The organism is Modicisalibacter sp. (assembly GCF_055145905.1).
Genome location: NZ_JBSREH010000053.1, coordinates 60,855 through 74,499 on the forward strand (window position 1 = coordinate 60,855; position 13,645 = coordinate 74,499).

The 13,645-nt window shown below is 67.0% G+C and carries 12 protein-coding genes; 6 read left to right on the plus strand and 6 right to left on the minus strand.

All coding sequences use genetic code 11. From position 1 onward, the window contains the following. Positions 1-2: 2 nt before the first annotated feature. Both ACTCB7_RS15350 and ACTCB7_RS15355 read right to left on the minus strand, forming a co-directional pair. The gene (locus ACTCB7_RS15350) at positions 3-869 is read right to left on the minus strand and encodes a putative selenate ABC transporter substrate-binding protein (protein WP_463007375.1); all 867 of its coding nucleotides are present in this window, start codon (positions 867-869) and stop codon (positions 3-5) included. A 78-nt stretch (positions 870-947) separates the two neighbouring features. Then, the gene (locus tag ACTCB7_RS15355) at positions 948-1,814 is read right to left on the minus strand and encodes a MurR/RpiR family transcriptional regulator (RefSeq protein ID WP_463007376.1); all 867 of its coding nucleotides are present in this window, start codon (positions 1,812-1,814) and stop codon (positions 948-950) included. A 200-nt stretch (positions 1,815-2,014) separates the two neighbouring features. Here ACTCB7_RS15355 and zwf point away from each other — a divergent pair, with 200 nt between their 5' ends. The 3 genes from zwf to ACTCB7_RS15370 are packed head-to-tail and all read left to right on the plus strand — an operon-like array spanning position 2,015 to position 4,864. Further along, positions 2,015-3,490 carry a glucose-6-phosphate dehydrogenase gene (gene zwf, locus ACTCB7_RS15360; protein ID WP_463007377.1) on the plus strand — a complete coding sequence of 492 codons (1,476 nt, stop codon included), beginning with the start codon at positions 2,015-2,017 and terminating at the stop codon, positions 3,488-3,490. Positions 3,491-3,505: 15 nt separating this feature from the next. Then, a complete protein-coding gene (gene pgl / locus ACTCB7_RS15365) occupies positions 3,506-4,180 on the plus strand; it encodes a 6-phosphogluconolactonase (RefSeq protein ID WP_463007378.1) in 675 nt (224 codons plus the stop codon). Positions 4,181-4,201: 21 nt separating this feature from the next. Then, a complete protein-coding gene (locus ACTCB7_RS15370; RefSeq protein ID WP_463007379.1) occupies positions 4,202-4,864 on the plus strand; it encodes a bifunctional 4-hydroxy-2-oxoglutarate aldolase/2-dehydro-3-deoxy-phosphogluconate aldolase in 663 nt (220 codons plus the stop codon). A 166-nt stretch (positions 4,865-5,030) separates the two neighbouring features. Here ACTCB7_RS15370 and ACTCB7_RS15375 read toward each other — a convergent pair whose 3' ends face one another. Next, a complete protein-coding gene (locus ACTCB7_RS15375; RefSeq protein WP_463007380.1) occupies positions 5,031-6,800 on the minus strand; it encodes a putative bifunctional diguanylate cyclase/phosphodiesterase in 1,770 nt (589 codons plus the stop codon). Continuing rightward, the gene (locus tag ACTCB7_RS15380; RefSeq protein ID WP_463007381.1) at positions 6,793-8,661 is read right to left on the minus strand and encodes a GAF domain-containing protein; all 1,869 of its coding nucleotides are present in this window, start codon (positions 8,659-8,661) and stop codon (positions 6,793-6,795) included. The genes ACTCB7_RS15375 and ACTCB7_RS15380 overlap by 8 nt, the downstream gene beginning before the upstream one ends. 183 nt (positions 8,662-8,844) lie before the next feature. Between ACTCB7_RS15380 and ACTCB7_RS15385 the strand changes: the two genes are divergently transcribed. After that, on the plus strand, positions 8,845-9,480 hold the full coding sequence (locus ACTCB7_RS15385) for a DUF938 domain-containing protein (RefSeq protein WP_463007382.1): 636 nt from the start codon (positions 8,845-8,847) through the stop codon (positions 9,478-9,480). Positions 9,481-9,572: 92 nt separating this feature from the next. Beyond that, complete coding sequence (locus ACTCB7_RS15390; RefSeq protein ID WP_463007383.1) at positions 9,573-9,800, plus strand: hypothetical protein; 228 nt, start codon at positions 9,573-9,575, stop codon at positions 9,798-9,800. Between the two features lie 71 nt (positions 9,801-9,871). On the opposite strand, the gene ACTCB7_RS15395 is transcribed toward ACTCB7_RS15390, so the two are convergent. Next, a complete protein-coding gene (locus tag ACTCB7_RS15395; protein WP_463007384.1) occupies positions 9,872-11,281 on the minus strand; it encodes a PhoH family protein in 1,410 nt (469 codons plus the stop codon). 216 nt (positions 11,282-11,497) lie between these two features. After that, positions 11,498-11,680 carry a hypothetical protein gene (locus ACTCB7_RS15400; protein ID WP_463007385.1) on the minus strand — a complete coding sequence of 61 codons (183 nt, stop codon included), beginning with the start codon at positions 11,678-11,680 and terminating at the stop codon, positions 11,498-11,500. Positions 11,681-11,959: 279 nt separating this feature from the next. Here ACTCB7_RS15400 and ACTCB7_RS15405 point away from each other — a divergent pair, with 279 nt between their 5' ends. Continuing rightward, on the plus strand, positions 11,960-13,645 hold the full coding sequence (locus ACTCB7_RS15405; RefSeq protein WP_463007386.1) for a diguanylate cyclase: 1,686 nt from the start codon (positions 11,960-11,962) through the stop codon (positions 13,643-13,645).

Here is a 13,645-nt window from a genome sequence, read left to right on the forward strand (position 1 = left end):
GCTCAGCGCAGCAGGCCGAGGTCTTCGCCGACGGTCTCGATCGGTGCGTAGGCATCGTTGGAGACCGGGATGAAGCCCTGGCGCGGGAAGCTCTCGAGCAGGTCCGGGTCGGTCATGCCCAGCAGCGCCTGGCGGACACGGTCGGTGAAGCCGTCGCCGAAGTGCTCGTCGACATCGCCGCGAATCGTCCACTGGTAGTCCGGGTAGGCAGGGGTCTCCCAGACCACATGGACCTTGTCGGTATCGACCCGTCCGGCCTCGACGGCGGCATTCCACACCGAGTAGTTGACGGCGCCGACATCATAGGTGCCGGACTCGACCAGGGCGATGGTGCGGGTATGGTCGCCGGAGAAGCCGACCCGCGAGAACAGTGACTCGGGGGCCTCGCCGAAGCGCTCGCGCAGGTAGTACTCGGGCATCAGCCGGCCGGAGGTCGAGGTCTTGGCGCCGAAGGTGAAGGAGTGGCCCTCGAGCGACTCGGGCAGCTGGTCCTGGTCGGCGGCGATGCCGGTATCGGCATTGGCGATGAAGTAGCTGTGGAAGGCGGCGTCCTCGACCCCCTGAGCCAGCGCCTGCGAGCCCGGCACCAGGCGGCGTGCCTGCACGCCGGACAGGCCACCGAACCAGGCCAGCTGCACCTGATCGTTGCGGAAGGCGCTCACCGCGGCGCTGTAGGACTTCACCGGCACGTATTCGACGTCGACATCCAGGGTGTCGGCCAGGTAGTCGGCGACCTTCTGGAAACGCTCGACCAGGCGTGTCTGGTCCTCGTCGGGAATGGCGGTAAAGCGGAAGGTGTCCTGGGCCTGGGTCTGAGCCACCGGGGCCAGGCCCAGCAGCATCAGGGTGGTCGCGATCAGCCGTCGCATCGCGGGGCTCCTGTCGTGAATGGGGGCGCTATTGTTGAGCCTGGCGGCGGAGGGGGCAAGCCCGGCGAGCCCGCCCGGCTAGGATTCGACGTCCGGGGCGGGAAAGCGGGTGGCCTGCAGGCTGTCCTTGATCTTCTTGAGATGGGTCTGGAAGTCTTCGCCGCGGCGCAGTGTCACGCCGGTGGCGAGGACATCGATCAGCGCCAGGTGGATCATGCGTGAGGTCATCGGCATGTAGACGTCGGTGTCCTCGGGGGTGACCACCTCGAGCGTCTCGGTGCATTCCCGGGCCAGCGGTGAGTCGGGCGCGGTGATGCCCAGCACCACGGCGCCGTTGCTGCGGGCGAGCCGGGCGATCTCCACCAGTTCGCGGGTGCGGCCGGTATAGGAGATGATGACGATGGCGTCGCCGGTGTGGCTGGCGGCAGCGACCATGCGCTGCATGAGCACGTCCTCGTAGACCATCACCGGCAGGTTGAAGCGGAAGAACTTGTGCTGGGCATCCTGGGCGACCGGTCCCGAGGCGCCCAGGCCGAAGAAGCTGATCTGCTTGGCCTGGATCAGGTAGTCGACGGCGCGCTCCACGCGCTTGGCGTCGAGCGCGCGGCGGGCGTCGTCGAGGGCGGCGATGGTGGCGCCGAAGATCTTGTCGCCGTAGCGCGCGGCATCGTCCTCGCGTTCGACGCTGCGGCTGACATACGGCGTGCCGCCGGCCAGACTTTGTGCCAGCTTGATCTTGAAGTCCGGGTAGCCCTTGGCGTCGAAGTTGCGACAGAAGCGGTTGACGGTGGGTTCGCTGACCGAGGCCGCCTGCGCCAGGGTGGCGATGCTCAGCCCGGTGGCAGTCGCCGGATCCTGGAGGATGACGTCGGCCACCTTGCGTTCCGAGCGATTGAGCTCGTCGAGGCGGGCGCGAATGCGCTCGAGAAGGTCATGGCTGGCCATGCGTGTAACGGCTCCTGATGCAATATGTAGTGATTTAACTACATTGGTAGCCACATCCTAGCGTGACGCTCGGGATGACGCCAAGTGCGGGCCACGTCAGGATTGCATCTTTGGTAGTAAAATTACCGATAAATCTTGCCGTGAAACGCATCAATGGCATATTTTATACGTAAGATTACCAGATTGAAGGGGTTCGAGGCATGACCCAAGACACCACGCCCGACATCGATCTGGCGCTGTTCGGCGCCCTCGGTGACCTGGCCCTGCGCAAGCTCTACACGGCGCTTTACCATCTCGATCGCGACGGCCTGCTGGGCGCGTCGACGCGCATCCTCGGCCTGGCGCGCCAGGACATCGACGCCGAGGCCTTCCGCCAGCGCGTCCAGCAGGCGCTGAAGAAGCACGTCAAGACGGCGCTGCTGGAAAAGACCTGTCTGGAGCGCTTCATCGCGCGCCTCGACTACCTCCAGCTCGATTTCGCCACCGTCGAGGGTTACGACGCCATCGCCCGGTGGCGCCAGGACGTCGAGCGGCCGATGACCGTCTATCTGGCCGTGCCGGCGAGCATCTACGGCGATATCTGCCGCAACCTGAGCGCCAGCGGCAGCCTGGACGAGCAGACGCGCGTGGTGGTGGAAAAGCCCATCGGCTACGACCTGGAATCCTCGCGGCAGATCAACGACGCGATCGGCGAGGCCTTCCCCGAGTCGCGCATCTATCGCATCGATCATTACCTGGGCAAGGAAACCGTCCAGAACCTGATCGCCCTGCGCTTCGCCAACCCGCTGTTCGGCAACCAGTGGAATCAGAACCAGATCTCGCACGTCGAGATCACCGTGGCCGAGCAGGTGGGCATCGAGGGGCGCTGGGGCTACTTCGACAAGGCCGGTCAGCTGCGCGACATGGTGCAGAACCACCTGCTCCAGCTGCTCTGCCTGATCGCCATGGACCCGCCGTCGAATCTGGATGCCGATGCCATCCGTGACGAGAAGGTCAAGGTGCTCAAGGCCCTCAAGCCCTTCACCCAGGAGACCATCGGTCGCGACGTGGTACGCGGGCAGTACATCGCCGGGTCGATCAACGGCGAGAGCGTGCCGGGCTATCTGGAAGAAGAAGGCGCCAACACCGAGAGCCGCACCGAGACCTTCGTCGCCATGAAGACCGAGGTCTCCAACTGGCGCTGGGCCGGGGTGCCATTCTATCTGCGCACCGGCAAGCGGATGCCCGAGAAGCTCTCGCAGATCGTCATCCACTTCCGCCAGCAGCCGCACTACATCTTCGATCCCGACCAGCGCGACCTGGCCGCCAACAAGCTGATCATCCGCCTGCAGCCGGAAGAGGGCATCGCCCTGCAGGTGCTGACCAAGGACGGCGGGCTCGACAAGGGCATGCGCCTGCGCCCGGGGCCGCTGCACCTGGACTTCAACAGCGCCTTCCCCAAGTCGCGGATTCCGGATGCCTACGAGCGGCTGCTGCTCGAGGTGATGAAGGGCCAGCAGTACCTGTTCGTGCGCCGCGACGAGGTGGAGTACGCCTGGCGCTGGTGCGACCAGCTGATCGAGGGATGGAAGGCCCGCGACATGCCGCCGCGGCGCTATCCGGCGGGGTCCTGGGGGCCGGTGGCGTCGATCGCCATGATCACCCAGGACGGCCGTAGCTGGTACGAGGACTATTGAGCGAGGCGTGACTCCATGACGACCGAGATTTCTCCGCGGGAGCGGCTTGCCGCCCAACTGGCCGAGGCGGTGGCCGGGGCGTTGAGCGCCGACCTGGAACAGCAGCCCCGGGCGCTGCTGGTGGTGTCCGGCGGCTCCACGCCGGTGGCGTTCTTCGAATGCCTGGCGGCCATGGCGCTGCCCTGGGAGCGCATCGACGTGACCCTGGCCGACGAACGCTGGGTCGCCGAGGATGACGCCGACAGCAACGCCCGCCTGGTTCGCGAGCACCTGCTCGTCGGCCCGGCGGCAGCGGCGACCTTCCATTCGCTGACCAGCGACGCGGCCACGCCCGAGCAGGGCGCGGCCACCGTGGCCGAGCGCATCACCGCGCTGCCCTGGCCGGCCAGTGCGGTGATTCTGGGCATGGGCGGTGACGGCCATACCGCCTCGCTGTTTCCCGACAGCGGCGAGCTGGGGCTGGCACTGACCACCGATGAGGCGGTCGTGGCCGTGCGCGCGCCGAGCGTTGCCCAGCCGCGCATCACCCTGAGCGCCGCCTATCTGCACCGGGCTCGCCGCCATGTTCTGCATATCGTCGGCGACAACAAGCGCTCGGTGCTGGCGCAGGCCCTGGCCGGCGACGATGCCCGCGAGCTGCCCATCCGTGCCTTTCTGGCCTGTCCACTGGCCGTCTACTGGGCACCCTGAACCGAATTGCTGGAGCATGACATGACCACTGAAAAGCAGCTGCCTTCCACCCGTACCACCGAGCTCGACAGCATCTGCCAGAAGGCGGAGGTGATTCCGGTGCTGACCATCGAGCGACTGGAAGATGCCGTGCCGCTGGGCCGTGCGCTGGTTGAAGGCGGGCTGCCGGTCCTCGAGATCACGCTGCGCACCGACTGCGCGCTGGCGGCCATCGCGCGCATGCGCGAGGCATTGCCGGGGGCCAGCATCGGCGCCGGCACTGTGCTGACGCCGGCCCAGTATCGCCAGGCCGAGCAGGTCGGGGTCGACTTCGTGGTGACCCCCGGCGCGACCGAGGCGTTGTACCGTTATGGCGTGAGCAGCCCGGTCCCCATGCTGCCGGGCGTGGCAACGATTTCCGAGCTGATGACCGGCTGGCAGTTCGGGTACCGGCGCTTCAAGTTCTTCCCGGCTGAAGCCAGTGGCGGCGCACCGGCGATCAAGGCGTTCGGCGGGCCGATCCCCGAGGCGCGCTTCTGCCCGACCGGCGGCATCACCCCGGACAATGCCGAGGACTATCTCAAGCTGCCCAACGTGATGTGTGTCGGCGGTTCCTGGGTAACGCCCAGGAAACTGATCGAGGCGGAAGACTGGGCGGGCATCAAGGCCCTGGCCCGCGAGGCCGCCGAGCGCTTTCACCACTGAGCCATCCCGCCGGCGAGGCGGGCGACTGTTCTCTCTCGACAGCCTATGCTGTTGCTTGGCCCGCTCTCCTGGGAGCGGGCCTCTTTTTTTGTCCTGCCCTTTTGCGCGGCTGCCTTGCTCTGCCTTCGCCGGGGCGGGGGTGGCGGCACGTCGTGAGCGAGCGAGGCTAGCGAGAGCACTCCCGATAGGGCTCGGCGCGGTACTGTGTCTTCCATTCCAGAAAACGCTCGGCCGGCAGCGGGGCCGAGAACCAGTAGCCCTGGGCGTGCTCGCAGTTCAGCGAGGCCAGCAGCCGGGCCTGCTCGGGGTTCTCGATGCCTTCGGCGACCACATCGCAGCCGAAGCTGTGGGCCAGCTGGATCACGGTGTTGGCCAGATTGCGGTCGTGGCTGCTGTGAAGCATGTCATTGATGAAGGCGCGGTCGATCTTCAGCGTGTTGACCGGCAGCGTCTTGAGGTAGGCCAGCGAGGAATAGCCGGTACCGAAGTCGTCGATGGCGATGCGGATGCCCTGATCGGCCAGTTTTCTGAGCGTTTCTCGTGCCAGGCTGACGTCCTCCATCAGTCCCGACTCGGTGACCTCGACCTCCAGGGCATGAGCCGGCAGGCCGGCATAGCGCAGGCGTGTCAGTACGCGCCTGGCGAACCCTGACGTCATCAACTGTCGGGCGGCGACGTTGATGGCGATGCTGAAGTCGTCATCGACCTGGCCCTGGCCGCGCCATTTCCGGGCCTGACGTATGGCTTCGTCGACCACCCAGTCGCCGATGGCGAGAATCTCGCCACTGGTCTCGGCCAGGGGGATGAAGTCCCCCGGCGAGACATGACCCAGTTCGTCGCTGGTCCAGCGCAGCAGGGCTTCGGCGCCGATCAGCCGGCCGGTGCGTAGCGACACCTTGGGTTGGTAGACCAGTTGCAGTTCGCCCCGTGAGGTTGCGTCGCGGAGGAGCTGCTGCATGCGGGCCCGTTGCTGGTGGCGCTGCTCGAGGCCGGCCGAGTAGAAGCCTATCGGCGTATCGCCCGGCGACGGCAGGGCAAGGCTGGCCTGGCGGACCAGTTGCTCGGGTGTGTCGGCCTCCTTCTCCGCGCGGCTGATACCGATGCGGGCGGTCAGCGACATCAGTGCGTCGCCGATCTGGTGGTCGCGCGCCAACAGGGTCAGGATGCGCCTGGCCCGGATGTGCAGGGTGTCCTCGTCCGAGGGGGCGTGGCAGATCAGCAGCAGCTCGGCCCCGCCCCAACAGCCCATCACGTCACGCGAGTGGGCCTCGCTGGCCAGCAGGTGGCAGGCATGCTTGAGCAGGGCATCCGATGCCGGATAGCCATGCAGGCGTGCGATGTCGTCCAGACCGTCGAGGGCGATGAACAGCAGGCAGGTGCCGCGGCCCGTCGTCAGGTGGCGTTCCAGCCACTTGACCAGAGCGCTGCGGTTGGGCAAGCCGGTGATCGGTTCCTGATAGGCCAGGCGCTCGAGTTCGGTGGTTCGCTGGGCCACCAGCTGTTCGAGCCGGGCGTTCTGGTCCGTGCGTTCCCGATACAGGCGGCCGGCCTGCAGGGCGTTGTGGATTCGCTGCAGGGCTTCCTGATGATCGAAGGGCTTGTTCAGAAAGTCGCGGGCGCCGAGCTCGAGCGCCCGTGAGCGGGTGTCGCGATCGGTCTGCGCGGTCAGCACGATCACCGGCGGTCCTTCACCGTTCCAGCGCTGCTGCAGATCACCGAGCAGGGTCAGGCCGTCGATATGCGGCATGCGCACGTCGAGCAGCAGCAGGTCGGGCGGTGTGTCGTGGCAGTAGTCGACTACCCGGCGCGGATCATCGAGCGTGGCGACCCGGGTGAAGCCCTCGTCGTCCAGCAGGTCCTCGAGCAAGGCGAGATTGGCGGGGTTGTCGTCGACCACCAGGATGTGGCTGGCGAGCAGGGCGTCCTTGTCAGGCATCGCTGGCTTCCTTCTTGAAGCGGGTCTCGAGGGCGGCGGGCGGCGGCTCGGGGTCGCCGGCCGGTGCGTCATCGGCGCGGCGAAGCTCGATCCAGAATCGGCTGCCGGCGTCCTTTTCGCTGGTGACGCCGATGCGGCCGTGCATCTGTTCGATCAGCTGGCGGGTCAGTGTCAGACCGATGCCGGTCCCTTCAATGGTGCTGCCTTCCGCCTCGAGGCGGTTGAAGGGCTGGAACAGCTCGGCGATGCGCGCCTCGGAGATGCCGACGCCGGTGTCCTCGACACTTACCCGAAGGGTGTCGCCGTGCTCGGCCAGGGTGACCACGACGCGGCCCTCGGGGCGGTTGTACTTGATGGCATTGGACAGCAGGTTGAGCAGCACCTGCTTGAGGCGGGTCGGGTCGGCGAGCACGCAGGGATCGGCCGTCTCCGCTGGGCCATGCAGGGTGACGGCGGCCTCCCGGGCCAACGGTGCCAGGCTTTCCAGCGCCGCGTCGCAGATATCCCTGACCGATACTGCCTCGAGGGCCAGCGTCATGCGGCCGGCCTCGATCCGGGAGAGATCGAGGATGTCGTTGATCAGGGCCAGCAGGTGTTCGCCGCTGCTGCGAATCTGGGCGACCTGCCGCTGCTGGCGTTCGGAGAGCGGGTCGCGGCGGCCGTTGGCGAGCAACTGGGCGAAGCCGAGAATGGCGTTGAGCGGGGTGCGCAACTCATGGCTCATCGCCGAGAGAAAGTCGCTCTTGGCGCGGCTGGCCCGCTCCGCCTGATCGCGGGCCCGGGTGATTTCCTGCTGGATGCGGTCGCGCTCGGAAAACTGGCGGTAGAGATTGATCAGCAGCGCGCAGGTGGCGTTGAATGGCTCCAGCCATGCCACGGTCTCGGGAGAATATCCGTCATCGCTGTTGGCGGTGGCGTACATGCCGATCACCCGGCCGTCGTGGACGATGGGCACGCCCAGGTAGTTGTGGATCGGCGGGTGTCCGGGCGGAAAGCCGCCCCGGAGGGGGTGGTTGGCCAGATCGTCGGTGATGATGGTATCGCCATGGGCGAATACGCGACCCAGCAGCGAGCCGGGGTTGGTCAGGCGCATGTCCCCCGAGCGCAGTTGTTCCATCAGCCGGCGGGATTGCGCGTTCCACGAGAGGTCGGTGATGGCGTGGATCTTCAGGGCCGGCCCCTCGGCCTCGTGCAGCACTTCGCCGATCAGTGCGTAGTCGCTGCCGGTCAGTTCGCGCAGGGCTTCCATCAGGAAGTCCCACAGGCGGCGGCCCGACATCAGGGCGCGATAATCGGTGATGCCCTGATGCAGGACCCGCAGCAGCGTCTGCTGGCGATGATGCCGACGCTCACGACTTTGCGCCTTGCGGTGGGCCAGGTGCAGGCGGATCAGCTCTTCCGCCTGGGCGGCGAGCAGCGCCAGGCTTTCCTGCTGGCGGGCATCGAAGCGGCGCGGCCGGGTGTCGATCAGGCACAGGGTGCCGACGACGTGGCCATCGAGGGGGCGCAGCGGATGGCCGGCATAGAAGCGGATGCCGTCGATCCGATCCACCAGCGGGTTGTCCCGGAAGCATGCGTCCAGTTGCGTGTCCTCGACCACCAGCGGTTGATCGTCGGCGACGACATGGCCGCAGAAGGACACGTCTCGCGGGGTTTCCCGGCAGTCCATGCCGTGCGCCGACTTGAACCACTGGCGATGGGCGTCGACCAGCGAGATCAGTGCCGTGGGCACGTCGAACAGGCGTGCGGCCAGTTCGGTCAGGCGGTCGAACCCCGCCTCCGGAAGGCTGTCGAGGAGCTCGAGGCGATGCAGAGTCTGCAGGCGTCGTGCTTCGTTGTCGGGGAGTCGGGGAGGCTGCATGGCAAGATGGGTCGTTCCTGACGTGGAGAATCCTGAATGTCGAGGGCGCCGCCATGCCCGGGCCCTGGCCTGGCAGACCACATTTAACGTTTTATCGGCCTGTTGCCGAGGAAACTTGAGCGTGGTGTCATCCGGGCGGGGCAACCCCATGACGTCACCGCCAACAGCGAGGAGCGCATCACGATGCAGAGCAGGGACCCGATGACGGGGCATTCGGACGAGCGGCTGTCGAGCCCCGCGGCCCAGCGCAACCGCGAGCCGATTCTGGCCACGCTGGCACCGTTGCTCGGCGGTGCCCGGACGGTACTGGAACTGGCCAGCGGCACGGGCGAGCACGCCGTGCATTTTGCCGCGGCGCTGCCGGGCGTGCGCTGGCAACCCAGTGATCCCAGCGAGTCGGCCCGGGCCTCGATCGCGGCCTGGCGAGCCGACAGTGGCCTCGACAACCTGGCCGAACCGCTGGCCCTGGATGTGGAAAGCCGCCCCTGGACGGTCGATGCCTTCGACGCCCTGGTGGCCATCAACCTGCTGCACATCGCGCCCTGGTCGGTGACCGAGGCCCTGCTCGGCGAGGCCGGTGCACGCCTGCCGGCCGGCGCCCCGGTGTTCCTTTACGGCCCCTTCCTGCGCGACGGCGTGCCGACGGCGCCCAGCAACGAGGCCTTCGATATCGAGCTGCGGCGGCGTGACCCGCGCTGGGGTCTGCGCTCGCTGGCGGCGGTATCGACGCTGGCGCGCGCCAGCGGCCTGCATCTCGAGCAGGTGGTGGAAATGCCGGCCAATAATGTCGGGGTCGTGCTGCGTCGACGGAGTGCGTGACGGGCGGGGTGCTTGATAATTGGGCCGACGCCCCAAAGACTGAGGACAGGGCCGGCCACGGCCTGTTTCCACCATCAAGGGAGTGAGTGCCAATGACCGATCATGACCTGTCCGAGGATTTTCGCCTGCCGGTGGGGTGCCCGTCATGCGGCAGCCACCTGATGCGGGTGTCCGAGGTCCACAACCCTGACGACAAGGTGTTCTGTGCCTCGTGCAATGCCTATGTGTGCCTGTATCACGAAGCGCAGGAGATCCTGCGCCAGGGGCCCGGCAGCGAGAGCGAGGCGCTGCTCGAGAAGGCCGTGAACGCACGGCACTGACACGTTTCCCTGCCGACGCCGGCCGGTGCCCCGCATGAGGGGCTGCCCGGCCGGCGTTGTCGCGAGTGGGACTACAGCAGGTCTTCCGCCGCCATGGCCAGCCGCGAGCGTTCGACGCTTTTCAGGGTGATGTGCCCGGCATGCGGCCAGTCGCGAAAGCGTTCGACCACGGCTGCCATGCCGCAGGTGTTGGCGGTGAGGTAGGGAGTGTCGATCTGGCCGACGTTGCCCAGGCAGACGATCTTGGTATTGCGTCCGGCCCGCGAGATCAGCCCCTTGAGCTGCTTGGGCGTGAAGTTCTGGGCCTCGTCGATGATCAGGAAGGTATCGTTGAGCGTGCGTCCGCGCATGAAGGTCGGCGAGCGAATCTGCACCCGTGAGCCGATCAGCTGGCGGGTGGCCCCCTCGCTCCAGTTCGAGGTGCCGTCGCGCTCGTCGCGCAGCAGGTTGTCCATGTTGTCGTGGAAGGCCCCCATCCACGGCGACATCTTCTCCTCCTCGGTGCCCGGCAGGAAGCCGATATCCTCCCCCATGGGGATCGGCGCACGGGTGAAGACGATGCGCTCGAAGCGCTTCTGGTCGAAGGTCTGCTCGAAGGCGGCGGCCAGGGTCATGTAGGTCTTGCCGGTGCCGGCGGTGCCGGCGATGGTCACCAGGTCGATCTCGGGGTCCATCAGCAGGTTGAGCGTGAAGTTCTGCCGACTGTCGTGCGCGTGCACGCCCCAGACCCCGGCGTGATGGCGGTAGTTGGTGAGCAGTTCGAGGCGGGCGCCGTCGGTTCGGTACTCGCGCACGATGGCTTCGAAGTCGGCGCCGTTGTCGCTGTCGGCCACCAGCATGCCGGCATGCCAGTCCGCAGGGAGCGTGCCGGTGAGCGCATAGCAGGTCTGCTGGTCGATGCGCTCGACGCTGACGTCGACATCGAGCGATTCCCAGAGACCGGCACCGTCCGGCCCTGCCTGCGCGTAGACCCGGGCCCCCTCGATCATAGCGTCGTTGTCGCTGAACGCCCGGTCGTTGCGGTAATCCTCCACCGGCACGTTGAGCGCCGCCGCCTTGACGCGCAGGTTGATGTCCTTGGTCACCAGGATGACGGACGCATCCGGGCGTTCGTCGCGCAGCCGGCAGGTTTCGGCCAGCAACCGGTTGTCGGGGCTGTCCTCGAGCGGGTCGAGCGGCTTGAGGTCGCTGTAGCAGAGAAAGCGCAGGCGGCCGGTCTGGCCGGTGCCGGGCAACTGGATGCCGGCGCGGATCTCGTCGAAGGTGGCGTTGGCGGTCAGTTCGGAGAGCGTGCGGCTGACCTGGCGCGCGGTGCGAGCGATGTCGCGCAGGCCGTTCTTGTGCTTGTCGAGTTCCTCGAGCACGGTCATGGGGATGACCACGTCGTGCTCCTCGAAGTGATACAGGGCGGCCGGATCGTGGATCAGGACGTTGGTGTCGAGTACATAGAGGCGGGTGGCCTTCTTGTCGATACGTACCATCGGCGTGAGCACTCCTTGGTTGATGGCCTTCTCGACGCTGACAGTCGAGCATGGCACGGCGATGACAACCACTGGCATGAGCCCCGTCACGGGGCGTCGGGAGTTGCGGGTCGATGGTTCTCCTTGTGTCGTGGGCGGGATGAGTCTCTTTTCGTCAAGATGGGTCGAGATCGCGTGAAACGCCAGCCACAGCGTTTCACGCAAGGGCGTCGAGCCTCATGTCTTGATGCCGCCCCAGCCGTGCTGATGGCAGTCACAGTCCGCATCCTGGCAGGGCTCGCGGTCGGGGTGGGCGCTGGCGCAGGCTGCGCAGCAGTAGTAGTGGCCGTTGACCGGCAGCGCCGTGTCGGGCACGACGCACTGGCAATAAGGGCACTCGCAGATGCGTTTCTCGTCCATTCGAAGCCTCCGTTACCATGTCATGATGGGATTCAGTGTAGAAGGGGGAAGCTCGGGTGTGGCAAGCGCCTGCCGGGGTCGGCGGGGCGAGTGACACGCTGCGAAAAAGTGGGCAGGGTAAACAGTCGGATCAGGGGCAGAGGTGGGTCATGCCGGAGGGGCGTCGTGTTCTGCAGGTCGAGGACAGCGAGTCGAGGGTCGCCATGACACGGGCGGCACGGAAAGCGGCGGGCCGGGCGGGCCAGCCGCACGGTGCGGGACGGTCGGGAGGGACGTTGCATGACTCCCATGGCTAACGCCGATATTCGGGCCAGGCTCGAGCGCATGCGCCATGACTATGGGCTCTGGCTCGGTCGCGAGTGCGCCGACCTGTCGGCTCAGGCACAGGAGCTGGGCAATCCCATCCTGAACGGCGCCCCCTGGGAGCCGGTTCGCGAACGGCTGCATCGCATCGCCGGTTCGGCGGGTACCTTCGGCTTCCAGGAGGCCAGTGAAATCTGTCGGCTGCTGGAGCATCGCCTGGAGCGAATCCTGCAGACCGGTGCCTCCGGCGACGCCGGGGTCTTCCTGCGCGAACTCGACTCCCTGCCGGCGCTGGTGAAGTCGCTGACCCCCGAGCGGCTCTCCATCGCCGACGACCTGCTGCACTCGCCGGTCGTGGCTCGGTCGCCGGAAGTCCGGGAATCTCGCCAGCCGCTGATCTTCGTGCTCGACGACGACGCCACCACGGGGCAGCCACTGTGCCGCATGCTCGAGAGCTTTCACTACCGGACATGCCGGTTCAGCACGGGGGACGCGCTCGAGCGAGCCTGCCGCGAGCAGCGCCCCGATGCGCTGATTCTCGACCTGCACCTGGAGGTCGAGGATGGCCTGGCCATCGGCGAGGCGGTGCAGCACCTGTTCGACGAGCCACTGCCGCTGTTCGTCACCAGCCGGGCCCAGGCCTTCGAGGACCAGCTGCGGGCCGTGCGTGCCGGCGTCGTGGGGATCATCTCTCATCCGCTGGATCCGATCCGGCTGGCCGACATGCTCGAGACGCACCTGCGCCGGCATCGCCTGCCGCCGGCACGGGTCCTGCTGGTCGATGACGACGAGATGATGCACACCTATCATCGCCTGTTGCTGGAAGAGGTCGGCTTCACGGTGATGACCCTCAGCCGCCCCGAGGGGATACTCGAGGCCATGGAGGGGTTCGCGCCCGACGTGCTGGTGCTGGACGTGCACATGCCCCAGTGCAGCGGCCCCGAACTGGCCCAGATCGTGCGCTACCATCCCCGCTGGCTGCAGGTGCCGATCATCTACCTGTCGGCCGCGCTCGATGCCGGCGCGCAGCTCGAGGCGATGACCAAGGCCGGCGACGACTTTCTCACCAAGCCGATTGCGCCCGAGGCGCTGGTCGCCGCCGTCACGGCGCGAGCCCGACGTTCCCGGGAACTGGCCGCCGCGCTGTCCCGCGACGGTCTGACCGGTCTGCTCAAGCACGCCGACATCAAGGAGCGCCTGCAGACCGCTCTCGCCCAGGCCCGGCGACGGAACACCGCCCTGTGCGTGGCCATGCTCGACATCGATCATTTCAAGTCGGTCAACGACACCCACGGCCACCTGGCCGGCGACGAGGTGATTCGTGCGCTGGCCAACCTGCTGCGCCGGCGGCTGCGGGAAAGCGACCTGATCGGCCGCTACGGGGGCGAGGAGTTCCTGCTGGTGCTCAACGACTGTGATCGCACCCAAGCGCTTCAGGTACTCGACGAGTTGCGCGAGTCCTTCAAAGCGCTGGCGTTCCATGGCGACGATCGGGACTTCCAGTGCACCCTGAGTGCCGGTCTCGTCGCCCTGACGCCGGATTTCACCACGGGCGACGCCCTGATCAACGCAGCCGACCAGCATCTGTATCAGGCCAAGCAGGCCGGGCGCGACTGTGTGATCGGCGGTGCCGGGCCCGTGGCCGCCGACGTTCCGGGGTAA

Bases quoted from the DNA above. Each gene is read 5' to 3' on its own strand.
- ACTCB7_RS15370 (WP_463007379.1), top strand. From the start codon at position 4,202: ATGACCACTGAAAAGCAGCTGCCTTCCACCCGTACCACCGAGCTCGAC.
- ACTCB7_RS15355 (WP_463007376.1), bottom strand. From the start codon at position 1,814: ATGGCCAGCCATGACCTTCTCGAGCGCATTCGCGCCCGCCTCGACGAG.
- ACTCB7_RS15350 (WP_463007375.1), bottom strand. From the start codon at position 869: ATGCGACGGCTGATCGCGACCACCCTGATGCTGCTGGGCCTGGCCCCG.
- ACTCB7_RS15405 (WP_463007386.1), top strand. From the start codon at position 11,960: ATGACTCCCATGGCTAACGCCGATATTCGGGCCAGGCTCGAGCGCATG.
- ACTCB7_RS15400 (WP_463007385.1), bottom strand. From the start codon at position 11,680: ATGGACGAGAAACGCATCTGCGAGTGCCCTTATTGCCAGTGCGTCGTG.
- pgl (WP_463007378.1), top strand. From the start codon at position 3,506: ATGACGACCGAGATTTCTCCGCGGGAGCGGCTTGCCGCCCAACTGGCC.
- ACTCB7_RS15390 (WP_463007383.1), top strand. From the start codon at position 9,573: ATGACCGATCATGACCTGTCCGAGGATTTTCGCCTGCCGGTGGGGTGC.
- ACTCB7_RS15385 (WP_463007382.1), top strand. From the start codon at position 8,845: ATGCAGAGCAGGGACCCGATGACGGGGCATTCGGACGAGCGGCTGTCG.
- ACTCB7_RS15395 (WP_463007384.1), bottom strand. From the start codon at position 11,281: ATGGTACGTATCGACAAGAAGGCCACCCGCCTCTATGTACTCGACACC.
- zwf (WP_463007377.1), top strand. From the start codon at position 2,015: ATGACCCAAGACACCACGCCCGACATCGATCTGGCGCTGTTCGGCGCC.
- ACTCB7_RS15375 (WP_463007380.1), bottom strand. From the start codon at position 6,800: ATGCCTGACAAGGACGCCCTGCTCGCCAGCCACATCCTGGTGGTCGAC.
- ACTCB7_RS15380 (WP_463007381.1), bottom strand. From the start codon at position 8,661: ATGCAGCCTCCCCGACTCCCCGACAACGAAGCACGACGCCTGCAGACT.